We start from the raw sequence: 26,632 nt of genomic DNA on the forward strand, positions 1-26,632 counted from the left end.
TAGCTTAGCTCATAAAATTTTACCATATCAATGGATAAAAGCACACTTGGAACATGTAGTAAAACTGTACACAAGTGCAACCAACTTCATAATCACAAAAAAACGGTTCCCTTAGGAACCGTTTAGAAAACTAAAAGCTATGCTCACTACTTTTACTAAACACGGATTACAAGGACAAAATTTTCAACGAAAATCTAAGTTGCCAAGAAGCGCCGCCATCTTTAGTTACATATAACGATGAATAATCGCGTTCGCGAACGGCTAGCCAGCCTTCTTTATTACTAGTGAACGAGATTACCCCTTCATACCCAGCAATCGCCGGAAGATTGGCCCACTGCTTGCCACCGTTATATGTGCGTCCTACCGCTACTTTCTCTGCTGCGTCGGAATAACCCACCAAGAAGGTTGTATTGTTCCCTATCAGCTCCATATTTCCCGGTCTGCCAGACGCAGGCCCTTTATTCACTACAGCTTTTCCACTACCCGGAGCAGGCCCCCCGCCAGCAGTTTCCTGTGCGATCACTCTATTCCAGCTTTTCCCCTTATTCGTACTTGTATATAGGGAGTATGAGGTTTGACTCATCCCTGAGCCGCCAAATAGAACCACATCAACTTGATCTCCCTTTGCAGTGATTTGCCCATACTCTGGATCGGGAAAGGCTACCTTTAAAGATTGACTCCAAGTTTTCCCGCCATCTGTGGTCTTCATTACCCGGTAGCCGGTTGCCGGCATAGTTACAACGGCCCAGCCCGTATTACGATCAATGAAATAAGCACCGCGTGTATTGGATGGGGTTGAAATCTTACTCCAGCTAAGTCCCCCGTCCTTGGTGTAATACGTTGATGCCCTGTTATACCCGAAACCAATCCTACTGTCGATAAAATCGATTCTTTCAAAGCTAACTGGTTTATTCGAAAGTCTTTTCCATTCTGAGCCGCCATTAGAGGTGCTGATTAAATATCGGGCTTGACCGTCTTCTACAGAAGCAAGGGCAAAACCATGCACGTTATCGGGAAAATCAATCTGTTTAAAGCTCCATTGGCCTTCATAAATTTCTTGAAAATTGCAGCCTCCATTAGAAGTGCCAATCATAAATCCATTGCCTGCTGCCCGTCCGATATCTCCATTCAAAAACTGAACATCAGAAAAGGTAAGCGGTGTGGACACGTCTCCTGAGTGCTTGTTTTGCAGAGACTGTAGTAGCCCATGATCTCCAGTGCCGCAGGCCGCAGGCGTGACCGATGCCGCAGCATGTACAGAAGAAGCTGATGCACCCCACCCTGAAACCATTATTAGCGTCGCCGAAAGGGCGGTTATTGTCGTTCTGTGAATCTTTCTCGTCCAGTTCATAGTGACACCTCCTAATGTATATATACCCTTGCTTTCAATCTCTACTCTTTTATACCTCCTGAAGCACGCATGATCCACCATTGAATAGTCACAAAATGGAAACAGTTTGTCATCTCCCATTTAAATCTCCTCCGGCGATAGTCCCTTTAACAGATCACCTAGTTATACAATGAATATCCTTCCAGTTCCTTTCCCATAATACAAAGAGAAGGGAGTCTGGTACCATGTCACGTGAATCAACGAGTCCACCCAAACGAAAAAGCCGCTTCCGCCGTTTATTCCGGCTGCTGGTAGCCATGATTATATTGTTTCTACTGACTACGGGAGCTCTGCTCGGTTACCTATATCAAAAAGATCTCCCCCCCATTGGTGACGATGTGCGCTCCAAGCTACTCGACTCCAGGGGCAATATTCTTGCCACCTTTACCTCAGACGGACGTAGCCGTGAACCGGTCAAATTAAGTCAAATTTCTCCCCTGCTCATTGAAGCCACATTAGCTGTCGAGGACCGTAAGTTTTACGAGCATTCCGGATTTGATATGAAGGGAATGGCTCGGGCCGTGCTCGTCAATCTGGAAGAGGGAAACCGAACGCAAGGGGCTAGCACGCTAACTCAGCAGCTCGCGAGAAATCTTTATCTATCCCACGAAAAGACATGGACGCGCAAAGCTAAAGAAGCCTTGTATACGATGCAGCTCGAGATGAAATACAGCAAAGATGAAATCTTGAACATGTATTTAAATAACATCTACTATGGTCATGGTGCCTATGGCATTGAAGCAGCCTCTCAAATGTATTTTGGTAAATCTGCAGTGGATTTAGACTTGGCTGAGAGTACCATGCTAGCTGGAATCCCAAAAGGACCAACCAATTATTCGCCTTACAATCATTTAGACAACGCTAAAAAACGCCAAAAAATTATTTTGACTGTCATGACCAATTTAGGAGAAATCACACAAGAAGAAGCAGGAAAGGCTGTTCAGGAGAACTTGAACTTAAAACCACAAGGCCAGAAGGATACCACTGTGGTTGCACCTTATTTCAGAGATTATATCCGCAATCTGGCCACAGAATCTCTTCACATCAGCAGTGATGAGCTGGAACAAGGGGGGCTAAATGTGTACACTACCCTTGACCCTGACATGCAGCATGCCGCAGAACAAGCAGTCGACAAAGAGATGGATCAAAAGAGTGATCTGGAGACTGCTCTTGTTTCCATTGATCCTCGCACTGGTTACATTAAAGCTATGGTCGGCGGGAAAAATTATCGTACCAACCAATACAATCATGCTCTAGCCACCACACGTCAGCCTGGCTCATCCTTTAAGCCGATCATGTATTTAGCAGCACTCTCTTCTAAAGAGATGACTGGTCTTTCCGTTTTCAAAAGCCAGCCAACGATGTTCCATTATGATAACAATCGCAAAACCTACCAGCCTCGGAACTTCGGGGATAAGTATCTGGGCGAAATCAATATGCGACAAGCCATTGCAGCATCCGACAATATCTATGCTGTGAATACGATCATGAAGATCGGCGCGGATAAGGTGAGCGAGATGGCAGCCAAGATGGGCATTGACAGTCCGCTTCAAAGCGTGCCGTCACTGGCACTCGGTACCTCACCGATCAGTCCGCTAGAAATGGCTGCGGCATTCGCTGTTATTGGAAACAGTGGTCAAAAAATGCCAACCACAGCCATTCTAAAAATAACGGATTCTAATGGAATGGTGCTGTATGAAGCACCACAGCCAAAGGGTGAAGCCATTGTAGAGCCTTCTGCCGCCTATGTATTGACCCGTTTAATGGAGGGGGTATTTGAGACAGGGGGGACAGGAAATCGCGTAGCTTCTATAATCAAACGTCCGGTAGCCGGCAAGACTGGAACTACGGATACAGACGGCTGGATGGTAGGCTTCACCCCCGAGCTATCCACTGCAGTTTGGGTTGGATATGATAAGGGGCGCGATATCACAACTACCGACGGTCGACGGGCAGCTCCAATTTTCGCGGAGTTTACTGAAAAAGCGTTGGAAAATATCCCGCCTAAGATTTTTCCCATTCCAGATGGCGTAATCAGTGTATACATCAATCCGCAGTCCGGTAAGCTCGCTACAGCAGCCTGTCCCGAAAAAGAACTGGAGACTTTCATTAGCGGAACTGAGCCCACCGAATACTGTGATCAACACGGCAAAGGGCCCGCTGAAGATGATGTACAAAGCAAAGTAGATCCTGCTGAAGAAAGTCGTTCCCTATGGAACAATATTAAACGCTGGTGGTTGAATTAACCTCTTCATTCATTGAAGAGGTTTTTCTTTTTTATTACTTATTTATTGTAGAATCCATAGGATGGCCAAACTCGATTTTCACTTCTCCCGCAAAGGATGTAACCGCTTCATTAATTATATTCACCCCATTCTCTTAACTCACAATTACTGCTATAATAGTTAGTAGCAACCAAAATATAAAGATGTAAATGAGGGACATGGGATGAAGGATACAGGCATGATCCGGAGTTTAGACAGTCTTGGGAGAATTGTGGTTCCCGCAGAAATCCGTATGACTCGTAATATCGACATTGGTGATCCTATCGAATTTTTTATACTAAACGATAACACCATCATACTCAGGAAGTACACCTCGACAGAATGTACGTTTTGCAGAAGCCACGACCATGTCACCTACTATAAAGAGCAATTTATTTGCAGTAGCTGTCTAAAAGAAATTGCCGACCCTGAACGCATGTCTCAAGTGCCTGAGACACGCCAAGATTTTGCAAGCGAAGTGTCAGAGCACAGCAGCACGATCCGGAAGACGAAGACAGAGGATATGTGCCAACGCCTGGAGCGGGCCATAGAAGAACATCCATATGCCAATCAGAAAGAGCTTGCTGAAATTCTTGGGATCAGTCAAGCCAGAGTAAGTCAACTCAAACGCAAACTTAGTACGGCAGGCAAATCGTAAACTAATTCATTGTGTTCAATTCAAAAAAGCTTCGACTCTCCTATTTCAGGATGTCGAAGCCTTTTTTCTGTATCAGGTAACCTTGACCGGGTAATTCGTTCCTACTCAGTCAGTGCAGCCTTAAGCTCATCAGAGGACGCAGTCCACCATGTCTCATTATGAGAGATCAAGAGGGATTTTAGGGCGTTTTTTTCAACTGCGCCAAGTCCTCCCACATCGATTTTGCGTTTTAGAGCAGCATCCAACTTATTGACATGCTCGGCGAGAATTTTCCAACCGCGACGCGCTTCCGTATCGATCCACATTTCGCAGGCCGTTATTCCACCATAAAATTGACTATCCTGTGTACGATCCACGGCTACCCATACCACCCAAACCTGTCTACCATTAGGTACATCTTCACGGTTCATGGAGAATTTAATTCCCTTTTCAACCTTACTCTTGGCATGCATGGCACCAATATCAATGACTGCTTCACCGCCATCAATAATGACAGGTGATACGTTATTGAGCTCTATAGAGCCTGCTCCAAAGCCTTTATGTTTACTTTTGGCATTCACAATATTTAAGGCAATCTGTTTCTTGCCCTCCGGTTGTATGTTGTCCACGAGTGCACACCCTTCCTCTTACGAATAATTTAATTTTAGCTAATAATGCGGCGATTGCAAACATATACATCCCGTAGATGCTTGTCACGGGAGGAATCACACTATGAAGTCACTGTCATTAAGGTACATCATCATCTTTGCGACCCTGGCCACCCTCGTGCTTTTAGGAGGCATATGGGTCAATTCGGGGGATAACTCTACATCTTCTGTTACTAGCTTTGTTTCAAAAGAGGCCAAGTCCTCAAGCGGCACAGCTCCTGCAGCTGCACCACAGCAGACACTGCCTGATAGCGCCCCCGTTCCAGCAGAAGAGGCATTAAGTCAACGAGTTGTCGAGTATCACATCGATGTTCAGCTTGTTCCTGATACAGAAACCTTAATTGCTTCTGAGACGGTAACCTGGACACACCCCGGTGTAAAACCGGTAAGTGATCTATATTTTCATATGTATCCTAATGCTTTTTCTTCACCAGATACTACCTTTATGAAGGAGTCCGGAGGAACGCTCCGAAGTGACACCATGCCAGAGAACGGCTTCGGAAATATGACTTTAACCGATTTGCGCACAACAGAAGGAACTTCTCTAATGCAAAGAGTGCAATTTGTACAGCCCGATGATGGTAACGTCAACGATAAGACACTCCTAAAGGTACATCTCCCACAGCCGGTTAATGGTGGAGAAAGTGTCACGCTTAAACTCCGGTACGAGGTCCAGCTCCCCAAAATATTTGCCCGTATGGGCGCATCAGGCAATTTCGTGATGGCTGGGCAATGGTTCCCTAAACTTAGTGTATACGAGCCTATGGGCACACGTGGGGTTAAGGAGGAAGGCTGGGATTTGCATCAGTATCACGGCACCTCTGAGTTTTACAGCGATTTTGGCATCTTTAATGTAACGATTGCGGTTCCTTCCGACTACACGGTAGCTGCGACCGGATTTCCTGTGAAGAGTGCCAAGCTAAAGCAAGATCAAAAAATATATCAGTTCTACGCTGACGATGTCCATGACTTTGCTTGGGCGGCATCTCCTGATTTTACAGTAGCCGAAGAAGCCTTCTCTACGCCAGAAGTGCCTGGTGTACGGATTAAGGTGTATCTCGATCCATTACACAAAGACTTAAAGGAACGATACCTTCAGGCCGCTAAGGCTGCTCTGACCTACTTCAGCAAATGGTATGGTCCTTATCCCTACTCGACGCTATCTATTGTCGTTCCGCCTAAGGAGGGCAATGGAGCTGGAGGAATGGAGTATCCAACACTCGTTACAGCGTTTGGAGCGACAGACTCTTCTCCTGACACCTCACTTGAAAGAACCGTCGTTCATGAGATTGGCCATCAATACTTCTACGGTATGGTGGCCAGCAATGAATTCGAGGAGGCTTGGTTAGACGAAAGCTTTACTTCTTATGCTGAAGACAGACTCATGGAGCAAGAATATGGCATCAAAACGAATCTCCCTCTTCAGTCCAGCCTGGTGACCAAATCAGAGCCGCTAAATTTAGAGACATGGAAATACGCCGGGGCAGAATCCTATAGCCGGAATGTGTATATTCGCGGAAAGCTAGTACTCAAGGATATTGAACGCCAAGTAGGCACTAAAGCAATGAACAGCATCATGTCCACTTACGCACGTAAATTCCGTTTCCAGCACCCCACTACATCTGATTTTCAAAAAGTCGTTGAGAAGATAACCAAAAAATCATGGCAGCCTTATTTCGAAGATTATATTTATGGTGGTGGTGCTCCTGATTTCTCAGTAGATACGATTACGATTAAAAAGAATGGCAACAGCGATGCTCAGAGCTATGAATCCATAGTAAAGATTACAAACAAAGGGAGCCATTATGTTGACGTTCCCATTAAATTCACATTCGACGATGGCTCTGCGACAGAGCGGGTCTGGAGCGGTGAAGGGGCAGAGACTACATTCCAATTGTTAAGCGATAAGCTTCTCCTCTCTGCTGAGGTTGATCCTGAGCATACCGTTCTTTTAGAAAGCAAACATCTGAACAACTTCAGACTGGCGGAAATAGAGCCCAAAACACTCTCCCGCTGGACATTAAGTGTAACTAAACTAGTTGAAACCGTGCTCGGAACTCTTGTCTGGTGAGGTGAATGATTGTGAGAACATCGATAACCCGCGGCTGGCAAAGCATGAAGGAGCAATTTTATATTCTGATTCTGCTCTTCATCTACCGACTGCTCTGGGGCTACTTTATGTACGGCTTCATCCGGTCTGCTATCGTTCCTATTCTGCTGCGCTATCCAGATAAAGACGCTGGAGGCAGCGGAATGGGCAGACTACTCTATTATGTCGAAGGACAGTTCAGCTTGAACACAGATCCTGCGATACGTACTTGGTTATGGATGTTCCTAGGACTTGTTGTCTTTCGACTTCTGCTCTCCCCCTTCATAAGGTCAGGATTACTGCATGAACTCCATCAGGAGCGAAAAGGAGAGCGTGGCCTGTTCTTTTTTCCCGGTATGAAGCTTTATGGATTTCCTGTGTTTATCTTCAGTCTAATCGAGTGGGTGCTCGCACTACTTCCGTTATACTGGCTCGCTCCAAAAATGTACGGGCTATTCTTGTCCTCCTTTTTGAACTACTCTTTGTTACTTCATCTAATTCCATACGTATTGGCATGGCTTATATACATCTTTATCGTACGCCTGTTCCTTCTATATATGCAGTTTGGTTATACCAGCGGCACGGGGATGTTCTCCTCCCTATTCATTTGCTTGAAGTCGCTGATTCCAGCAATAGGCATTTCAATCCTACTTGGTGCAGCAGGTCTGGTTCTTTTGCTAATATGCGGACTAACGGGTCTCTTCTGCCCTGGCCTACCGGCGCTGATTATCCGTCAAATCTCACCCCTGCCTTCTACACTCTTCAAAATGTGGGGAATCTCAGCACAATATCATCTATGGCACAGTAAAGCATTCCCACAATAATTCAAGGTCTTACAGCACATAATATAAGAGTCCCGGTTCCTCAATCAGGAGCCGGGACTCTTTCGCGTTATAGAAAATTATGTCGATTTGCAAAATCATAAAGACTTTGTTACAATAAGTCCTGTTCCATTGGTAACAAGTTTGTAATCATTTGAAACGATTTCTACATAACTTCATGTATTTATCGTAGTTTTGTCGATAAGTCACTATCTGGTGCATAAAACGCCGAATTCCTGGCACCAGGAAGTGGGGGAACCATATTTTGGGTGAATTGATCTCGCTTTGCAGGGATCATAGGGAAACTTCTACCGAATCCTTAAGCTAACCTCACAGGCATTGGAAGGGGTACAATTTTTTTGAAGAATTTAAGAAAAGCATGCGTCGCTGCGGCGCTAGGACTTGTGATGGCGTTCTCTATTGGTGGAGGAAGTGCCTTTGCAGATTCTAAGATGGACAGTGTTATTTCAAAGACAATTGGAGTTGCCTATAAAACCGGAGGCACTAGCACTGCCGGGTTTGACTGTTCTGGATTTACTACGTATGTATTCAAGAAGGTGGGTCTTTCTTTGCCCCGTACTTCAAAAGCTCAATATAATGTTGGAACTCCTGTAGCCAAAAGCAAGTTGCGTTCAGGTGACCTAGTTTTCTTTAACACATTGGGCAACGGCGTATCCCATGTCGGCATTTATGTTGGAAACGGAAAATTCGCACAATCATCATCTTCATATGGCGTAACCATCACTTCACTTAGCCAGTCCTACTGGGCCAATCGCTACGTTGGTGCTAAAAGAGTAATGAGTACTTCCTCATATCAAGCTGTAGCCTACGATTAATACTTCGCCACAACTAAACCACACAATTACATTATATAGGACCTGGGTTTGATTATTGACTTAATCGAATCCAGGTTTTCTTTTGCCTCATTATATTCTTTACACCTCTAGAACAGACTTTAAACACTTTTATTTGATAAAAATTTCAATAAATATAAAAATTAGTTTAATATTATCGCTTACATATGCATTTTGTCTTTAAAAAAACGAATTTTTCTGCATGATTATGTTAAAAACGATTGCCAAGCGGCACTCTGTTTGTTACAATAACTGCAGTAAGATTTTAGTAACATTTTTGTAATCATTAAGTTGTTATTTACAAAGGTTTTGTCATGTATTGATTACAAGCTATTCCTAATCAACAGTATCAGCCGAGTTTCCTGACTATTAGGAAAACGGGGGAACCAACTTTGGGTGAATTGACCTCCATTTTTAGAGGGGTCATAGGGGACCTTCAACCGAACCCTTAAGCTAACCTCGTAGGCATCCGGAAGGGGTATAAACTTTTGAAGAAGAAGCTAGCAGCAGCAGTACTTAGCTTTTCCATTATTTTCACCATTGGAGCAGGAAGCGCTTTCGCGGATTCCAAAATGGATAAAGTGATCGACAAGACCATCGGAACTAAGTACGTATCCGGCGGCATCTCCACAAATGGATTTGATTGCTCCGGATTTACAATGTATGTATTTGATAAAATCGGTATTAACCTACCACACCAATCAGGTTCCCAGTTTCAAATGGGTACTGCTATCTCCCAAGATGATTTAAGATCTGGAGATCTTGTATTCTTCAATACAAGTGGCAAGGGTGTTTCCCATGTCGGTATTTATGTCGGTGAAGGCAAGTTTGCACACGCATCTTCCTCACGCGGTGTAACGATTAGCTCCCTGAGTGATAGCTACTACGTGAAACGCTACATCGGTGCTAAACGCATTATGAGCACGGATGCTTATCATTCTGTTGCTTCTGAGACAGAAGATAATGATGATGTTCAATAAGTAAATCGTACATAGGCTCTTTTCCGAGATGTTGATTCTTGGGGAAGAGCTTGTTTTTTGTCTTATTTAGTATTTACCCCTCTCAGAATTTGTAAAACAATAATCTCATAAATTTCTGAGTCGACCAAGCCTATTTTTGTATATAATTAGTATACTTTCTTATATTTTAAAGTAACCCCCGTGAAAGGAGGTCCTTAACCTTATGATAAATTCCTCTGTTACTTTTCATGTAGCGCCTATGGAGACCAGTCACGCGGAAGAGATTTGCAACTGGGATTACACAGCCCCTTATAATATTTACGGCTGGATGCCGTGGGAGCAAATGCAGGCTCTTGGAATCGAGTTCGGTGACCCTCAGCTACGTAATGAGCAATATGTCTCCATATTAAATGGGCAAGGGATTTTATGTGGATTCGCGCAGTTGTTTCCAATGGAAGGTGTTGTTCGCTTGGGGATTGGCATGCGCCCTGATCTATGCGGTCAAGGTCTAGGCAAAACATTCATGGATGCAATCGTGCAAGCAGCCTTAATTCGTTATCCTGAGCGTGAGATTGATCTAGAGGTATTGACCTGGAACCAGCGGGCGATCCGAACTTACCAAAAGTGTGGTTTTACGATTACCGATACGTATGAGCGCCTAACCCCGACAGGAAACAAACCTTTTTATTGCATGGTCTATGACAAATAATATTAAATTCCATATTTTTCAATGATTTGATGGCATTGTCGTTCATTTTTTTGTCACAAACCCTATGATAACGCTTCACCTTGAGCTATAATGTAGGGAGCAGCTTACATAGAAGGGACGAACTGGGATGCAGAAATGGATCATGAGCGGTTTGTTTTTTGCCGCCTGTGCCTTTGCGGTAGTACTTATGTTTACACTTCCAGGTAAAGAAGAGGTAGCTGAACAGAATAAGCCGACGATGCCGGAAGTCCAATTGGATGCAGCAAAGGCGGAAGCAACCGTGAAAGCCAGCTGTATTACCTGTCACGGCGATCAGCTTCAAGGTGGAGTTGGACCCAGTCTTCAAAATGAAGGCGGTCAACATGATGCTGAAGCAATCTACAGTATTGTAACTAAAGGACGCGGTCAAATGCCTTCCTTTAAAGAAAAGCTAGCCCCTGAGGAGATTGCAAACGTCGCCCTCTGGCTCGCAGAGAAAAAGTAACTACCAAAGCAACTAAAAACGCCCGTGCCTGAAGATAGTTCACTATCTGCGCACGGGCGTTTATTTATGAGTTTGGGTGACACTAACGATTTTTCTCAAAGGCTTCATTAAATTCATGTGCCTCTCGAATATCTAGAGCTGTAATACCGTCTTCCTCATTTGATTTCAGCCGTAAAGTCACTGTCTTATAATCAATTGTAATATGTGGATGGTGATCAAAGGCTTCTGAAATGGTGGCTACTTCATCAACGAAAGCAATACCCTTCATATATTGGCTGAACATATATTTTCGCACCATGGTATTCTCTTCCAGCTTCCAACCTTCCAGCTTGCTGATCTGCTCACGCAGTTCTTCTTCCGTAAATAACAATTCATTTCCTCCCTTACTAAAAATTGCAGTAAAATCCGCAGGTCCCATTACTCGTCTTATTCGTTAAACAAAACATCCCTTAGCTTCTGAGGTCCAAGGGATGTGCCAGGATAAAGGCAATATTTTCGATTAAATGTATTCAAGAATCCCAGCGATTATAACTCGGCTACACCAATTTTAACACGGGCTACTAACTACGGGCAAATTACGCCCCGTCGCCCCCTCTTCTTAAATCAAAACAACAGAGGCTAAATCCTCTTCTCCGACTAAAATATTAATGCGGTGCGTGTCCTTATCATAAATGATAACGCCGCTCCCCACCTCAATCATAGGTTCATTACCCAGCGCGAAGAAAAGATCCTCAGCCAGTGCCTCCCATACCTCCATCTTGGATTCCTGCGGCAATTCTTGCCACTCTTCCGGATCCATTTCAAAAAATAAGTACCCATCGGAAATTCTGCCAACAGCCTCAGTCAAATCCGTTAGGATTTCACCGTAATCTCTACCATGCTTTACACCCACATGTATCACTCCGTTTTCTCCACAGATGAATAATTACTTACCTTATCCATTATAGCCGAAAAAATGACTTCACAAAAAACGGAATGATGTCGATAAATAAGAATATACGTTATTCGGTTTCGCACAGAGTGCCTTGCCGCTGTTTCAAGGATGATATACGCGGCTTTGTCGGAACACATCTTATAATCTCATGGACGAGGTGCATAATGGAAATTTCAACAATACTTGGTTTAATTTTTGGTCTAGTTGCAGTTATTTGGGGTATGATCCTCAAGCACGCTCCTCTTCACGCTTTAGCCACACCTGCTGCTTACGTTATTATCTTAGTGGGTACGGCAGCTTCCATCTTTATGGCCTTTCCGTTCTCAGAGGTCAAGAAGATTCCAAGTCTGTTTAAAATGATTTTTGTCAAAAAGAAATTAATCAGTAAACCCGAATTAATTACTATGTTCATGGAGTGGGCTTCTATTACACGGCGTGAAGGTCTGCTGGCTCTTGAGTCGAAAGTCGATGAAATAGAAGATAACTTCCTCAGAAATGGCATGCGGATGATTATTGATGGAAATGATCAGGATTTTGTCCGCGATGTTCTTATGGAGGACATCCACGCCACAGAGGATAGACATAAAGCAGGCGCACTCATTTTCTCACAAGCAGGTATGTATGCTCCTACACTTGGCGTACTCGGGGCCGTTATCGGACTTATCGCCGCTCTGGCTGATATGAGTGATATGAACAAATTGGCTGCAGCAATCGGGGCTGCCTTCATCGCAACACTACTCGGTATCTTTACAGGTTACGTATTATGGCATCCTATTGCCAATAAGCTAAAACGACTTTCCAAACGTGAAATTGAAGTTCGAATGATGATGGTCGAAGGTCTTTTGTCCATACAATCCGGTGTATCCACTATTGCCATCAATCAGAAGCTTGCTGTCTTCCTAACACCTTCGGAACGAGCTAAGTTAAATGCTGAGAAGGAGAGTGGATCGGGTGAGCAAAAAGACTAGACGACACGAAGAGCATGAAGAACACGCCGATGAATCGTGGCTACTGCCTTATTCTGATCTTATGACCCTTCTGGTAGCCTTGTTCATCGTAATGTATTCTATGAGTGCAACGGATGCCAAAAAATTCGAAGAGATGAGTCAAGCCTTCAGTTCCGCTCTTAATGGCGGTACAGGTATTCTTGAAGAGCGGGCGGCAATGCCATCTAAGACTCAAGAGGATTTAGGAAAAAATGATCAAATGGATAAATCAGTAGCCAAGAAAACCGAACAAACAGAAATGGCTAAGCTGCGGCAAAAGGAACAAGAGGATTTAGAGAAGCTTAAAAAGCAGTTTGATCAATATATCAGCAAGAACGGTCTAACCGATCTTCTCAGTACTAAGCTCAATCAGTCTCAGCTTATGATTACGATAAGCGATAACGCGTTGTTCGCTTCCGGACAGGCTGTAGTTAAAGATGATTCTCGGCAATTAGCAAAGTCCATCTCAACTATGCTGCAGCAATTCCCGGATTATGATGTTGTCGTGCAAGGGCATACTGATAATATCCCTATCTCTAATAGCGACTATTCTTCCAACTGGGACCTGAGCGCCGATCGCGCCCTTCAGTTCATGAAGATCTTGCTAACAAATACGAACCTGAATCCACGGAAATTCAGTGCGATTGGATACGGAGAATACCACCCGATTTCTGAAAATACTACAGCTGTTGGAAGAAGTAAGAACCGCCGGGTTGAAGTATCCATTATTCGTAAATATCAAGAAACCAAAGAGTTCTCAGGTATAGCTCCTACTGATGAATAATGGTTGCCTTAACACAAAGCATAAAGAGCTGCCCCAAGGTCTTAGACCGATGGAGCAGCTCTTTTTTGACAAAATCTTATTCAAATCTAGGATCTTTTAAGCTATAGAAGTTGGTAGTTCAATGTAGCCCCAAGTTCTTGCTTCTCTTCAGCAGACAACTCACGCCATTCTCCTGTTTGTAATGCCCCTAGACGAATATTCATAATCCGAATGCGTTGCAGCTTTCTAACCTCGTAGCCAAAAGCGCTACACATACGGCGGATCTGCCGATTCTTACCCTCCGTCAAAATAATACGGAATACACGCTCTGTAATACGAGTAACCTCACAAGGTAGCGTCTTTTCACCCAATATCTTTACGCCACTGGACATACCGGTAATAAATGATGGCGTGATCGGTCTGTCTACAGTAACAACATACTCTTTTTCATGCCGACCTTCAGCCCGCAAAATCTTATTAACGATATCCCCATCGTTGGTAAGCAGAATTAAGCCTTCTGAATCCTTATCGAGCCGCCCAATCGGGAAGATTCGCTCATGATGACCTACAAAATCAACAATATTACCCTTAATATGCTGTTCTGTAGTTGAAGTGATACCCACTGGCTTGTTTAACGCAATGTAAACCGTCTGGCTTGATGTTTCAAGCGCAACACCATCTATTCTTACATCATCGCCTGGAACGGCCTGACTGCCAAGCACAGCAGGTTGTCCGTTGATCGTAACTCTACCACCTTCCACCAGCTTATCTGCTTCACGGCGTGAACAGTATCCTGTCTCACTGATGAATTTATTGATTCTCACGTTGTCCTTCACTCCGTTCATCCTTAATATTAAGCCAAGAGGTATCCGTACCAGCTGCAGGCAGCTTGATCATAACAGTTGTCCCTTGACCCACTTCACTTTGTATTTCCAAATGACCCTTATGAGCCTGAATAATACGTTGACTAATCATTAGCCCTAAGCCTGTTCCCGATTCCTTATTGGTGAAGAAGGGCTCACCCAGCTTAGGCAGCATATCCTTAGGAATTCCTTCGCCTTGATCTGAAATAAGAATGAAAACAGAATCCAGGGTATTTCTTAACTCCATTGAAATCACACCACCATCAGGCATGGCTTCAATAGCATTTTTGACGATGTTAATAAACACCTGCTTGAGCTGGTTCATTTCACAATGTACGGTAGATGGGTATTCAGAGAACGTAGTACTAAACTGAATCCCAAACAAATGAGCTTGACTGTCTAAAAGAGAAACCACATCCCCAAGGATATCCCGTACATCTTTTTCCTGAAAATGAACAGCTTGAGGTTTGGCCAAAATCAAAAATTCACTTACGATCAGATTAATCCGCTCGAGCTCAGATAACATTAGTTCAATATGGAGGGGGACCAAAATCTGCTTTTCTTGTTGAAGCTGCAGAAATCCTTTTAGCGTTGTAAGTGGATTTCTGATCTCATGTGCAACTCCAGCGGCTAATTGGCCTACTGTAGTCAGTTTCTCAGAGCGTCTAAGCAGTTCTTCCATACGGTTACGTTCGGTCATATCACGTGAGACGTGAATAAAGGAATGTGGATACCCGTCTTCATCACGAATCACTGAGGTACTAACACTAACTTCAACAATTGTTCCATCCCGTTTAAGTCTTACGGTTTCAATTGGTGGTAGAGCCGCACCACTCTTTAACGCATCAAGCCGCTCTTCCTCCTGCTTAAGCGCTGTCGCAGGCACAAGGTAAGGCTTATTCCCTAGCACCTCTTTGGCACTCCATCCATACAGTTCTTCGAAGGCTCTGTTCGTACTAGTAATTCGGCCGTCCATATCGATTGTATGTATCGCATCAGAGGTCCCATTAATGACGGATTCCAAATGTTCCTTAACTGCTCGGTTCTCTTCCAGTGTCTGTTTGAGCCGATTGGTGCGCTGCATGAGATGAGCTGTCATAGCGTTGATTCGTAGTGCCAATTGCCCTAACTCATCCCGGCTAGTTACCTTGAGTGGAGGCTCGAATTTCCCTTTGGCCACATCGTTCACTTTGGCAAGTATCGCCTGAATCGGACGAGTAACAAATCCAGACAGTATGTAACTGCATAACAAGAATAATGTAAGTAATAACAGAGATGTTGTCAGATTATTAATTAATTGTTCATGAACCACTGATGAAATTACGGAGTAATCCAATACGACTCCAATCACATAAGCCTTCAGTCCAGGAGATTCGATAGGGATATAGCTTTTGAGCACTCTTTCCCCATGTACCTTCATCTCAAGTGTAACCGGCTTCTGCTTCTCTTGAGCTAATAGAATCGCCGCTCTATCCCGCTCCAGATTACCATAAGTATAAGTACCATACTTAATGGGGCGGTTACCAAGATTCTTATTCAATGCGTCACTTCCGTCAGCCTTCATACTCGCCGAACCAAATGTCACTGGGTTAAATCCTGTGAGTTCTAAGATCCCTGGATTAGCTTCTTTGGTCAGCGCTGCAATTTGATCAGGATTGGTAATTTTGACATAGTCGCTGGCTGCATTATTGAGGATAACAGGGTTTATGATGTAGTTACTTGCTTCATCATGATAATATCCCCACTTCTCAATGAAATCGAGATTGTAGGTTGAATAATCAAATGGGCCTGACCAAAAATGGTCCAAGGCCTGCCCCTGACCCACGGATACCTCCTGATTATCGAACAACTCCAAAAAGGCCAGGTGCCAGTACCCCCAGTCCTTTGTGGACACCCCAATATCACCAGGCACCGAAGACCTTGCTATTACAATATCGTTATCAGTCTTTACCAGAATTGAAATATTAGACACGCCCACCTTGGAAGTTAGGACCTTAAGTTCTTCATTCGTGATATTCTTATAATCGGGATCCAGCTCCTCGGAGGCAAAGATAGCCGCCATCCTTAAATTATGCGCAATTTGATATTCTACATAGTTAGAGCTATAGTTACTTTGTTCTACAGAAACGGCCATTTGCATAGCGGTTAGTTGCATATTATTAATGCTTTCATTCCGTAGATTGTTTTGGGCGGCATAAAGGTTAAATGTCAGGTTCAGTGCTAAAATTAGCAACACCGCCCCAAAAATAATAGCAGATAGTTTTGTCTTTATGGACAAACTGTTTGTTCACCTCTTATCCACTGGTAAATCCTTGCGGGGCCTACAATAAACATCATACCTTTTGCCCTCACATTTGAAAAGACATTTCAATGAAGCGTTACAATTCAAGAAATATTGAAATTTAAAAGGTCTTTCTCTACAATATACAAATATAAATGCCTTCGGCGTCCTAATAAGAATGGGAAGCGTCTAAGAAACCATCCACAACTTATGCACATATAAACATTTTATTATAAAACGATGTGTACAAAAATGTGCATAAGTAGGCGGTTATCCACAGAGTTATGCACATTTTGTTAAGAACGAATATTTGTTCGTTGTACAATGGATATAAAGGAAGGGAAGATGATCTTGAATATTAAAGCAGGTGAATCGCTAGATGATATGCGAGCGGTTCATGAACATTGGATGAGGCAGGCGATAGCAGAAGCCCGCAAAGCTGAAGCATTAGGGGAGGTTCCCATTGGGGCAGTGATCGTACGGCATGGTGAAATTATCGGACGCGGATACAATTTAAGAGAAACTACAATGGATTCTACAGCTCATGCAGAAATGGTTGCCATTCGTGAGGCCAGCAATGTCATGAACTCGTGGCGTCTATTGGATTGCCAGCTGTATGTTACTTTAGAGCCTTGTCCGATGTGTGCAGGAGCGATTGTACAATCAAGAGTACCACTCACTGTGTATGGCACGCCTGATCCTAAGGCTGGATGTGCTGGGACCCTCATGAATCTGTTAGAAGAACCGCGTTTTAACCATCGCACCGAAGTGATTCAGGGGATTTTACAAGAAGATTGTGCAGACCTACTAACCTCATTCTTTCGCCGTTTACGTCAAAAACCATCGAAGGAAGACAAAGGAGAGACCTGAAATGACCCTTACTTTATATCATACCTCACATGGCATCTATATTTCTCCACTAGAGCTAAAGGATACAGAGGACTTACTGGAGCTGCGTTTGAATAATCGGGTAACACATGAACCATTTGAACCACAACGCGATGAGCAATTCTACACTTTGGAGAGTCAACAACGGATCATTAATCAGCGTCTGGAGGATGCTCTGGAGGACAGAGCCTATATGTTCGGTGTCTATCTGCTTGATGGACAATTAATAGGTCAAATCACGCTGTCTAATGTCTCAAGAGGTGTAGCACAGTATGCTGATTTAGGCTATCTAATGGATCATCGGATGCAGGCAAAAGGTTACATGACCGCTGCAGTCGGATTAGTTCTAGGCTACGCTTTTCGAGCCTTAGGTCTTCATAGGGTTCAGGCAGCCGTCTTATTGCATAATGAGGCTTCTCGGAGGGTGCTGGAGAAGAGCGGATTTAAACCTGAAGGTATCGCCCGCCAGTATCTCAAAATAAACGGCCATTGGCAGGATCATCAAACCTACGCAATATTAGCCGAAGATATGCTGCCGGATGAACACAAATAACTTTCTACTGACCCGTTCAAGATTAATAATCTTATTGTTCTAATAAAAAAAGACCCGCATGGGCGTAAATCATACGCTGGCATGCGGGTCTTTCTCTCGTAACTTCTTAATTAATAAGTCCCCAAGCTACCGAATTGTTCCTCTAGTTGATCCATTGTAATTACATCATCACCTTGAGGAATGCCAATCTTAAACACTGGCTTCTCGTTAATCTTGTCATATTGACCTGTTCCGTTTATAGAGAAGGCTACGTTCGTACCATCTTCCGGATCATTTACTTTAATGTCCATCAATAAATCCTGATACACAGCAAATCCGTCTTTATTGATCGCCGTATTGTAATGGAACTGATTGATCGTAAGATACTTATCAAGATCAGCCAAGCTCTTATCGAATTCAGTTCTAGTCTCACTCGATGTGATCTCTTCTTTAGCCTTAGCCAGATCCGCATCATTAATTTGCAGCATATCCTTGTACTCTTCCTTGCTCACAATATCAATGATTTTAGGCAGGGCATTATTCACGAAGATAGTGATTGCTTCTTTAACATTATCGTTCGTCACTTGGAACTGAACGACCTGTTTAGCTTCTACACCCTCTGGTAAATTTGCATCCTTTGGACTAAGCTCATTAAAATATTTTCCTTCATCATATTCCGCTAATACAGTGTCCATTACTTCATTAGAGAACTTTTGCATTTTCTGTGTATCAAGAGAGCTAGGATTAAACTCAGCACCCTCTTGCTCTGCCAACGCCTTTAGATCCACTTCTACAAATTTATTGACGATGGTCTCCGGAATCGGAAAGAACGGAATCGATGGAATCTTAACATACAGCTTCTCAGTGGTCATCACCATAGGGACATTGAAGCTCATGCTCATATCTCCCTTAAGATTCAGAACCATAGTTAGCTCTGTCTGCATTGGATCAGCCTGGTAAACACCGTCAATAGTTATATCAGCGTTCTTAAGCATGCTGAGTACCTGTGTGGTCATTGCAGCAGATTCAGCGTCAGCGGTCTCGATGGTTAGATCGTTGATCGAGAATTTACTCTTCATTTCATATGAAGACATCGCAGTCGCTTTTGTAGCGGCTGATTTTAAGGCCTCTTTTGGCGCCTCCTGTTTACTTCCACATCCCGGCAGAATTACCGCTGCTGTAAGCAACAGTGCCGCGGTGGATAAACCCCATTTTTTGTTCATTATTTTTCTCCTCTCCCATGTAAAAAAAATCTCCCCCCCTTATGATAAACTATTTGTAAAAATCAAGAAACACTTCTTTATAATTGTTATTGTTTTTATTTATTATCCTTGCGGATTATGATGGTCAACATGATTAGCCTGCTTCACCTTTTTAGAGCCAGAAAGTGGCTCTGGTGCAGAAGAATTATGCTCCTTTCTGCGCTCGCCATCGTTAGGCTGTGCCCCGGGAACTGGGATACTTTTCGGCTTTGACATTGTTCATTCCTCCTAAGGATTAGTTATACTCTGTAGCGCCTGAGCACACTCGTGAATTTGTCGTGAATACTGTTGTGCTAATAGCTGTACTGCATCATTGTGCTCATCAATATGAATTCCACTCTGCTCCACATCAAGCAGATCAACAGCGACCTCCCTGCTATCTACATATCTGCAGCGAAAATCAAGTGAGTACCCTTGACGTCCCGCAGCATTAAAATGAATAAGCAGACTATTCGGATCACCTTCATCCGCTAGTACATTGAAACTGTCCCCATCCTCCATTAACGCAGGCAGGCGTTCTTGCCAGGCCGAGACAAGATTATGCTGATCTACTTCCAATTGTCTGTCCATAATTATGATCATCCTCCTTCCCTAATACATTGCGGAGAAATCAATCTTTTTATTCTCAATGGAACTAGGTTCATCAAACAATGCCTGAAACTGCACCATTTCAAGCACAACAAAAAAACCGCCTCCAAAGGAGACGGCTTCTATCTGCTTATTTCTTATAGTTTCATAAAGGAATGGCGGAGAGGGTGGGATTCGAACCCACGTGAGCTTGCACTCTAACGGTTTTCAAGACCGCCCCGTTATGACCGCTTCGGTACCTCTCCAAATGCATATAAATTTCACATGCATTAGTAATTGTAACCTAGAGTGCGATTAAAAGCAACTGTTTTCTTAAATATTTTTAGGTTGGATCGATTTCACATTGCGCATATACGGTTGTAGACATTCTGGAATCAGAACACTGCCATCCTCTTGCTGATAATTCTCAAGAATCGCTGCAACAGTACGTCCAACAGCCAAAGCAGATCCGTTCAGTGTATGAACAAATTCAGGTTTAGATTTCGGATCTTTACGGAAACGAATATTTGCCCGACGCGCTTGGAAGTCCTCTGTATTCGAGCAAGAAGAGATTTCACGGTACATTCCACTCTCAGGCAGCCATACTTCCAAATCATACGTCTTAGCCGATGTAAAGCCCATATCAGCTGTACATAGCCCAAGTACGCGATAAGGCAATCCAAGAAGCTGCAGGACGCGCTCAGCATCTGCTGTCATTTTCTCTAACTCCTCATAAGAGGATTCAGGTGTAGTAAGCTTTACCAGCTCTACTTTGTTGAATTGATGCTGACGGATCAGACCGCGAGTATCACGGCCAGCCGAACCCGCCTCAGAACGGAAACAAGAGCTGTATGCTACATGATACTTAGGTAGATCTGCTGCAGTCAAAATCTCTTCGCGATAGTAGTTGGTTACAGGTACTTCCGCTGTCGGAATCAAATAGTATTCAGTGTCACGTAACTTAAACAGATCTTCCTCAAACTTAGGAAGTTGTCCCGTTCCGTACAAGCTGTCTTTATTCACAATGTAAGGCGGCAGCATTTCTTCATAGTTATGCTCCCCGCTGTGCAGATCCATCATAAAGTTAATAAGCGCCCGCTCTAAACGTGCTCCCAGTCCTTTATAAAAAACAAACCGTGATCCCGTAACCTTCGCTGCAGCTTCAAAATCAATAATATCGAGCTGCTGCGCAAGCTCCCAATGTGATTTCGGAGTAAATCCGAATTCTTTTGGCTCCGACCAGCGACGCAATTCTACGTTATCATCCTCAGATTTACCAACTGGAACTGAATCATGCGGAATATTCGGAATACTCATAGTAAGTTCAGCAATCTGAACTTCCAATTCACGCACTTCGTCATCAAGCTCTTTAATGCGGTCAGATACCGTACGCATTTCTGCAATTAGGTCATCTGCAGGCTCACCATTCTTTTTCTTCTTAGCTACTTCACCAGACACCGTATTACGACGGTTCTTAAGACCTTCTGTTTCTTGCAGTAATTCACGTCTGCGTAGATCAAGTTGTGGAAAATCAGCAATTAAATCCAGTGATTTACCCCGTTTCTCTAAAGCTTGTTCAACTCGAGCGTAATCACTGCGTAATACTTTTACGTCTAACACAAAGTTTCCCTCCTGAAAACAGCCTAAACTCTTTCAAATTGCTGCTTACAGCTTTGAAAGAGTCAGGATGTTCTTATATGCGATTCTGTTGTTGCATTTGCCTAGTAGCCTCTACCATATCAGCAAAATATTGATGCAGTCTGAAATCATCGGTCAATTCTGGATGAAAAGAAGACACCAGCAGGTGACCCTCCCGTGCAGTTACAATCTCATCTTTATAGACTGTAAGCACATCTACACCCGGGCCTACCTCGTTGATAAGCGGTGCACGTATAAACACAGCACGAACCGGCTCATCAATTCCTTTAACCTCCAGATCACATTCAAAGCTTTCCCGTTGACGACCGAATGCATTCCGAGCCACCGTAATGTCCATTAGCTCTAAATGCCCTGGTTCGCCTCCGGCAATTTGTTTGGCCAGAACAATCATACCCGCGCATGTTCCAAAAATCGGCTTGCCCTGATTGGAGAAATTACGTATGGCTTCGATGAAGCCATATTTTCGCATCAGTTTACCGATTGTTGTACTCTCACCACCAGGAATAATTAGGCCATCAACCTCCTCAAGCTGCTCTACCCGCTTGATAGGTACGCCCACTGCTCCGGTCTTCTCTATACTAACAATATGCTCCGTAACTGCGCCTTGAAGCGCCAGCACTCCTATTTTCATCCGGCAACCTTCTCTCTATTAACGGCCACGCTCCGACATACGTTCAGCCGGGGTTAGAGTTGCAATATCAATCCCCTTCATGGGTGCGCCAAGGTTCTTAGATACTTCTGCAATCAGTTTGTAATCCGTATAGTGTGTAGTGGCTTCAACGATCGCACGGGCAAATTTCTCAGGGTTGTCCGATTTAAAAATACCTGAGCCTACAAACACACCATCCGCACCTAGATGCATCATCAGGGCAGCATCGGCAGGAGTTGCTACACCCCCAGCAGCAAAGTTAACAACCGGCAGCTTACCAAGCTCATGCACTTCAAGCAGTAGCTCGTAAGGAACTCCCAGGTTCTTAGCTTCATTATATAGCTCATCCTTGGACAAATTAGTTACTTTGCGGATTTGACTATTGATAAAGCGCATATGACGCACTGCTTCAACAATGTTGCCTGTTCCTGGTTCACCTTTCGTACGGATCATGGATGCACCTTCGTTAATACGTCTCAAGGCTTCACCCAAGTCTTTAGCTCCACATACGAACGGAACAGTGAACTCACGTTTATTAATATGGAAGACTTCATCAGCAGGAGTAAGAACTTCACTCTCATCCAAATAGTCAACACCCAAGGATTCCAGAACCTTTGCTTCTACGTAATGGCCAATACGAGCCTTAGCCATAACAGGGATACTTACCACTTTGATAACTTCTTCTACAATTGTAGGATCGGCCATCCGTGCTACACCGCCAGCTGCGCGAATATCAGAAGGCACGCGTTCCAATGCCATAACAGCTACTGCACCCGCAGCCTCAGCAATTTTTGCTTGTTCTGCATTCATGACGTCCATAATGACGCCGCCTTTTTGCATTTCTGCCATGCCTCTTTTAACGCGCGATGTTCCAGTTTCCATGTCCTAGCCCCCCGAATGATCTATCTTAATCTAACTTGTAATTTTACCCCAATGAAGGGAAATATACAATCCACTTACTCGGATTAACGCAATTTTCAATGCTATATTCATTAGAACAAGTTCTTGATCCCTGTAAATAAATCGCCGAAGAAATCTCCAATGGCTCTAAGGAATAAACTGAACCAACCGGCTTTTTCCGCTTCTTCGGCAGTAATCAGATTAACTGTCTTCTGCTGAACATCAGACATGCCTTCAACTTGGTAGGAATAAGTAACCTTACCCACTTTAGCAGATTGTTCTATAGGAGCAACTAAGGTTGCTGGATCATTGATTTCAACGGTTGTTTTAATTTGAGGGGAGGTTGTTCCCTTAGGGACGATAAACGAAACAGCTTCATCCGTAACTACAGACACCTTTTTATTTTTCCCTTTAAGAACTGGCACGGTTTCGTTGCCGGCTAACACTGCTTTAGGCGCTACAACCTGTTTAATTTCAAAATTATTAAATCCGAAATCAAGTACTTTCTTCGTCTCTGTAAAACGGTGTGGCTCTGTATTAGCCCCCATTACTACACTGATCAGACGCATACCATCACGTTCAGCTGTACCTGCAAAACAATATTTAGCTCTAGCGGTATGGCCAGTTTTCAAACCATCCAGTCCCTCATAAGCATAAGCCTTAAAATTCTGTATATTCTTATTCGATTCCAACATCCAGTTAAAGTTAATCATTGGAGCAGTATCGCGTTCACGGAACTTATAAGACTGAACCGTTGTAAATCTATTAAAATCAGGATGATCAGTAACAATATATTTGGCTAGAATAGCAGCATCCATCGCTGACATTACGTTTTCTTTCTTATCAGTTGAGCGGTACTTCTTAGGCATGTCAGCTTTGTCTAGTCCAGTAGAATTAACAAAATAGGCAGTTTTCATACCCATCTTCTGGGCAGTCTGATTCATTAGCTCTACGAATTCCAATTCTGACCCGGATACTAGTTCTGCCAAAGCGACTGTAGCATCATTTGCAGATCCGACAGCCATTGCTATGTAGAGCTCTTCAACCGTATGCTCGTCTTTTTCCGCTAGAAAAATACGTGAGCCAACCTGTTTAGACGCATTTTCCCCTACTATGACTTTTTGATCCCATGAAATCTGTCCAGTCTTCACCGCTTCTGCTACAAGATACTCTGTCATCATCTTAGTCATACTTGCTGGAGGCAAAGCCTCATCTGCATTCATAGATAGAAGAATTTCACCTGTTGTTGGTTCGATTAGAACCGCTGATTTCAAATTTAGCCCCAGTGATTCCACAGAAGGGATCTTTACTGCTTTCTGAGTCGTCTGAGTTGCAGTTCCGGCTTGTATGGTCGTAGTCGTACCTTCCTCTGCGAATGCCGGAAGTGGAGTGGAAACTAACATATTTAAAAGCAGACCTACTGTCGCTGTCTTAATCATAAATTGCTTACCGTTAAATTTCTGCTTGTGCTTCAATGATTACTACTCTCCTTTTAAACCTCATATCAATAGCTTGTTCTATTCTAACACAGGGGTACACGCAAAAAAAGACAGACAGGACGAAATAGTCCTGTCTGTCCAAAAAATAGTACGGTTAGTCCATTATACGGAATAGTTTGGCGCTTCTTTCGTAATTTGCACATCATGTGGGTGGCTTTCACGAAGTCCAGCACTTGTGATGCGAATGAAAGAAGTATCATTGCGAAGTTCTTCCAAAGACTTCGTACCACAATAACCCATACCCGAGCGCAATCCCCCGATCAATTGATGAACTGTATCCGAAAGAGGTCCTTTAAATGCAATACGTCCCTCAATTCCTTCAGGAACAAGCTTTTTATCGTCATCTTGAAAATAACGGTCTTTACTGCCTTGTTTCATGGCGCTCATACTGCCCATACCACGATATACTTTAAATTTACGGCCTTGATAAAGCTCAGATTCTCCTGGGCTCTCTTCTGTGCCCGCAAACATACTTCCCATCATTACTGCATGAGCACCAGCGGCAATAGCCTTAGTGATTTCACCGGAGTACTTGATTCCACCGTCAGCGATGACAGGAACTCCGTACTCACGAGCAACCGTTGCACAATCATAAATGGCTGTAACCTGCGGCACACCGATACCAGCGATAACTCGTGTTGTACAGATAGATCCAGGTCCAATACCTACTTTAACTACAGAAGCTCCAGCTTCAATAAGTTCACGGGTTGCTTCACCTGTAGCCACATTACCAGCAACAATCGTAAGATCAGGATACAACTCACGAATTTGGCGAACCGCTTCAATAATATTAATGTGGTGACCATGTGCAGAATCGACGACGATCAAATCGACACCTGATTTCACTAACGCTGCAGTACGCTCGAATGTATCTTTAGAGATACCAACAGCTGCTCCAACTAGTAAGCGACCCTGTGCATCTTTCGCTCCGTTAGGGAACTGAATCGCCTTCTCGATATCTTTAATTGTGATTAGGCCCTTAAGAACGTTATTCTCGTCCACCAGCGGCAATTTCTCAATTTTATGACGTTGTAAGATGCCTTCTGCTTCTTGAAGTGTCGTACCTACAGCAGCAGTCACGAGATTCTCATGTGTCATAACTTCTTTGATTGGAATATTAAAGTCATGAATAAAACGTAAATCTCTATTAGTTAGAATACCGACCAGTTTGTTGTCACTGTCTACAATCGGTACTCCGGAAATACGATATTTACCCATCAGCAGTTCAGCATCGGATACCAGATGTTCTGCTGAAAGAGAGAATGGGTTAGTAATAACTCCGCTCTCGGAACGTTTTACACGATCCACTTCTTCCGCTTGCTGCTCTACAGGCATATTCTTGTGAATAATCCCGATACCACCCTCACGAGCAATAGCAATGGCCATAGCCGCTTCTGTGACTGTGTCCATACCTGCACTCATAAGCGGGATGTTCAACTTCACATTCTTACTTAGAACTGTAGTCAAATCTACTTCCTTCGGCAGTACCTCAGATTTACGCGGAACCAACAGCACATCATCAAAAGTCAGACCTTCTTTACCAAACTTATCTTTCCACACCTGGGTCATTCCTCCTCGGTTGTTTTTAAATTATACCCGCCTACAAACTTTATAAAAGAAGAACCTTCGACTTTAAGTCCATTCACGACAGACAACTCTGTACATCTGGAAGTTGAACAAGTTCATATCTTCAATTTAGGTTTGAGATGCTTATCCAAAAATATATTATTGCCATCTTAGCAAAGGGCATTTGGACTGTCAAGAACATTACATCATCAGAGTAGGTATTCAAAAAACGACTCCCGCGTAAGCGAATTATTGGACTATTGTCCGCACAGAGTGGACATTTAGTGGTGAAATTATACAGTCCACCATACCCATCACCAATGCTTACACCTATCTCTAATGTAGTATCTCAAAATAAACCCTAATGAATTCTTCAATAATACAACAAAAAGACCACTGTCGATGACT

At 43.5% G+C, this 26,632-nt stretch carries 26 protein-coding genes, 1 tRNA gene and 2 riboswitches; of the genes, 12 read left to right on the top strand and 15 right to left on the bottom strand.

The features are described 5' to 3' along the window. Positions 1 to 166: 166 nt before the first annotated feature. Positions 167 to 1,351: a beta propeller repeat protein gene (locus CA598_RS21190; RefSeq protein WP_094877829.1), complete on the bottom strand. Its 1,185-nt coding sequence runs from the start codon at positions 1,349 to 1,351 to the stop codon at positions 167 to 169. A gap of 224 nt (positions 1,352 to 1,575) precedes the next feature. Between CA598_RS21190 and CA598_RS21195 the strand changes: the two genes are divergently transcribed. Together CA598_RS21195 and CA598_RS21200 are read left to right on the top strand one after the other, a co-directional pair. Beyond that, positions 1,576 to 3,636 carry a transglycosylase domain-containing protein gene (locus CA598_RS21195; RefSeq protein WP_094877830.1) on the top strand — a complete coding sequence of 687 codons (2,061 nt, stop codon included), beginning with the start codon at positions 1,576 to 1,578 and terminating at the stop codon, positions 3,634 to 3,636. 202 nt (positions 3,637 to 3,838) lie between these two features. Then, on the top strand, positions 3,839 to 4,312 hold the full coding sequence (locus CA598_RS21200) for an AbrB/MazE/SpoVT family DNA-binding domain-containing protein (protein ID WP_094873257.1): 474 nt from the start codon (positions 3,839 to 3,841) through the stop codon (positions 4,310 to 4,312). A 101-nt stretch (positions 4,313 to 4,413) separates the two neighbouring features. Here CA598_RS21200 and CA598_RS21205 read toward each other — a convergent pair whose 3' ends face one another. Then, positions 4,414 to 4,920, bottom strand: coding sequence for a YwhD family protein (locus tag CA598_RS21205; protein WP_094873258.1), 507 nt, complete (start codon positions 4,918 to 4,920; stop codon positions 4,414 to 4,416). 103 nt (positions 4,921 to 5,023) lie between these two features. On the opposite strand from CA598_RS21205, the gene CA598_RS21210 reads away from it, so the two are divergent. The 6 genes from CA598_RS21210 (at position 5,024) to CA598_RS21235 (ending at position 10,875) form a co-directional block, all read left to right on the top strand. Then, complete coding sequence (locus CA598_RS21210; protein WP_094873260.1) at positions 5,024 to 7,030, top strand: M1 family metallopeptidase; 2,007 nt, start codon at positions 5,024 to 5,026, stop codon at positions 7,028 to 7,030. 11 nt (positions 7,031 to 7,041) lie between these two features. Continuing rightward, positions 7,042 to 7,872 (top strand): hypothetical protein, encoded by an 831-nt coding sequence (locus tag CA598_RS21215; RefSeq protein WP_143812435.1) that lies wholly within the window; start codon positions 7,042 to 7,044, stop codon positions 7,870 to 7,872. A gap of 213 nt (positions 7,873 to 8,085) precedes the next feature. Next, positions 8,086 to 8,223, top strand: a riboswitch (cyclic di-AMP (ydaO/yuaA leader). Between the two features lie 53 nt (positions 8,224 to 8,276). Continuing rightward, positions 8,277 to 8,705 carry a C40 family peptidase gene (locus CA598_RS21220; RefSeq protein WP_042131746.1) on the top strand — a complete coding sequence of 143 codons (429 nt, stop codon included), beginning with the start codon at positions 8,277 to 8,279 and terminating at the stop codon, positions 8,703 to 8,705. A 359-nt stretch (positions 8,706 to 9,064) separates the two neighbouring features. Beyond that, a riboswitch (cyclic di-AMP (ydaO/yuaA leader) is annotated at positions 9,065 to 9,206 on the top strand. A 5-nt stretch (positions 9,207 to 9,211) separates the two neighbouring features. Beyond that, positions 9,212 to 9,703, top strand: a complete 492-nt coding sequence (locus CA598_RS21225) for a C40 family peptidase (RefSeq protein ID WP_094873263.1) — start codon at positions 9,212 to 9,214, stop codon at positions 9,701 to 9,703. Positions 9,704 to 9,905: 202 nt separating this feature from the next. Beyond that, complete coding sequence (locus CA598_RS21230; RefSeq protein WP_094873265.1) at positions 9,906 to 10,391, top strand: GNAT family N-acetyltransferase; 486 nt, start codon at positions 9,906 to 9,908, stop codon at positions 10,389 to 10,391. Between the two features lie 127 nt (positions 10,392 to 10,518). Further along, positions 10,519 to 10,875 (top strand): c-type cytochrome, encoded by a 357-nt coding sequence (locus CA598_RS21235; RefSeq protein WP_094873267.1) that lies wholly within the window; start codon positions 10,519 to 10,521, stop codon positions 10,873 to 10,875. Positions 10,876 to 10,957: 82 nt separating this feature from the next. Here CA598_RS21235 and CA598_RS21240 read toward each other — a convergent pair whose 3' ends face one another. Together CA598_RS21240 and CA598_RS21245 are read right to left on the bottom strand one after the other, a co-directional pair. Beyond that, positions 10,958 to 11,245, bottom strand: coding sequence for a 4a-hydroxytetrahydrobiopterin dehydratase (locus CA598_RS21240; protein ID WP_042123209.1), 288 nt, complete (start codon positions 11,243 to 11,245; stop codon positions 10,958 to 10,960). A gap of 228 nt (positions 11,246 to 11,473) precedes the next feature. Continuing rightward, entirely contained in the window at positions 11,474 to 11,767 is a 294-nt protein-coding gene (locus tag CA598_RS21245; protein WP_042131745.1) for a hypothetical protein, read from the bottom strand. Between the two features lie 206 nt (positions 11,768 to 11,973). Between CA598_RS21245 and motA the strand changes: the two genes are divergently transcribed. Then, complete coding sequence (gene motA / locus CA598_RS21250; protein WP_094873268.1) at positions 11,974 to 12,777, top strand: flagellar motor stator protein MotA; 804 nt, start codon at positions 11,974 to 11,976, stop codon at positions 12,775 to 12,777. After that, positions 12,761 to 13,579, top strand: a complete 819-nt coding sequence (motB, locus tag CA598_RS21255) for a flagellar motor protein MotB (RefSeq protein WP_094873270.1) — start codon at positions 12,761 to 12,763, stop codon at positions 13,577 to 13,579. The genes motA and motB overlap by 17 nt, the downstream gene beginning before the upstream one ends. A gap of 101 nt (positions 13,580 to 13,680) precedes the next feature. Here motB and rluF read toward each other — a convergent pair whose 3' ends face one another. Then, the gene (rluF, locus tag CA598_RS21260; RefSeq protein WP_094873285.1) at positions 13,681 to 14,382 is read right to left on the bottom strand and encodes a 23S rRNA pseudouridine(2604) synthase RluF; all 702 of its coding nucleotides are present in this window, start codon (positions 14,380 to 14,382) and stop codon (positions 13,681 to 13,683) included. Beyond that, positions 14,369 to 16,699: a sensor histidine kinase gene (locus CA598_RS21265; protein ID WP_094877832.1), complete on the bottom strand. Its 2,331-nt coding sequence runs from the start codon at positions 16,697 to 16,699 to the stop codon at positions 14,369 to 14,371. The genes rluF and CA598_RS21265 overlap by 14 nt, the downstream gene beginning before the upstream one ends. Positions 16,700 to 17,047: 348 nt before the next feature. Here CA598_RS21265 and tadA point away from each other — a divergent pair, with 348 nt between their 5' ends. Both tadA and CA598_RS21275 read left to right on the top strand, forming a co-directional pair. Next, positions 17,048 to 17,572, top strand: coding sequence for a tRNA adenosine(34) deaminase TadA (gene tadA / locus CA598_RS21270; protein ID WP_094873273.1), 525 nt, complete (start codon positions 17,048 to 17,050; stop codon positions 17,570 to 17,572). 1 nt (position 17,573) lies between these two features. Continuing rightward, positions 17,574 to 18,143: a GNAT family N-acetyltransferase gene (locus tag CA598_RS21275; RefSeq protein WP_094873274.1), complete on the top strand. Its 570-nt coding sequence runs from the start codon at positions 17,574 to 17,576 to the stop codon at positions 18,141 to 18,143. A gap of 110 nt (positions 18,144 to 18,253) precedes the next feature. Here the strand turns inward: CA598_RS21275 and CA598_RS21280 are convergent, their stop codons facing one another. The 9 genes from CA598_RS21280 to guaB form a co-directional block, all read right to left on the bottom strand. Then, positions 18,254 to 19,345 carry a hypothetical protein gene (locus CA598_RS21280; RefSeq protein ID WP_094877833.1) on the bottom strand — a complete coding sequence of 364 codons (1,092 nt, stop codon included), beginning with the start codon at positions 19,343 to 19,345 and terminating at the stop codon, positions 18,254 to 18,256. Between the two features lie 102 nt (positions 19,346 to 19,447). Continuing rightward, positions 19,448 to 19,600 (bottom strand): small acid-soluble spore protein P, encoded by a 153-nt coding sequence (locus tag CA598_RS21285; protein ID WP_060623882.1) that lies wholly within the window; start codon positions 19,598 to 19,600, stop codon positions 19,448 to 19,450. A 12-nt stretch (positions 19,601 to 19,612) separates the two neighbouring features. Continuing rightward, positions 19,613 to 19,954, bottom strand: coding sequence for a hypothetical protein (locus tag CA598_RS21290; protein ID WP_094873278.1), 342 nt, complete (start codon positions 19,952 to 19,954; stop codon positions 19,613 to 19,615). Between the two features lie 174 nt (positions 19,955 to 20,128). After that, positions 20,129 to 20,217 (bottom strand) — tRNA-Ser (locus CA598_RS21295). Between the two features lie 67 nt (positions 20,218 to 20,284). Further along, a complete protein-coding gene (serS, locus tag CA598_RS21300; protein WP_094877834.1) occupies positions 20,285 to 21,571 on the bottom strand; it encodes a serine--tRNA ligase in 1,287 nt (428 codons plus the stop codon). Between the two features lie 73 nt (positions 21,572 to 21,644). Further along, a complete protein-coding gene (gene pdxT, locus CA598_RS21305) occupies positions 21,645 to 22,241 on the bottom strand; it encodes a pyridoxal 5'-phosphate synthase glutaminase subunit PdxT (protein WP_094877835.1) in 597 nt (198 codons plus the stop codon). Between the two features lie 18 nt (positions 22,242 to 22,259). Then, positions 22,260 to 23,141, bottom strand: coding sequence for a pyridoxal 5'-phosphate synthase lyase subunit PdxS (gene pdxS, locus CA598_RS21310; RefSeq protein ID WP_042123186.1), 882 nt, complete (start codon positions 23,139 to 23,141; stop codon positions 22,260 to 22,262). A 110-nt stretch (positions 23,142 to 23,251) separates the two neighbouring features. Continuing rightward, a complete protein-coding gene (locus CA598_RS21315; protein ID WP_094873287.1) occupies positions 23,252 to 24,598 on the bottom strand; it encodes a D-alanyl-D-alanine carboxypeptidase family protein in 1,347 nt (448 codons plus the stop codon). A gap of 162 nt (positions 24,599 to 24,760) precedes the next feature. Next, positions 24,761 to 26,218 (bottom strand): IMP dehydrogenase, encoded by a 1,458-nt coding sequence (guaB, locus tag CA598_RS21320; protein WP_094873282.1) that lies wholly within the window; start codon positions 26,216 to 26,218, stop codon positions 24,761 to 24,763. Positions 26,219 to 26,632: the final 414 nt, after the last annotated feature.

Source organism: Paenibacillus sp. VTT E-133291 (assembly GCF_002264395.1).
GTDB classification, from domain to species: domain Bacteria; phylum Bacillota; class Bacilli; order Paenibacillales; family Paenibacillaceae; genus Paenibacillus_AQ; species Paenibacillus_AQ nitricinens.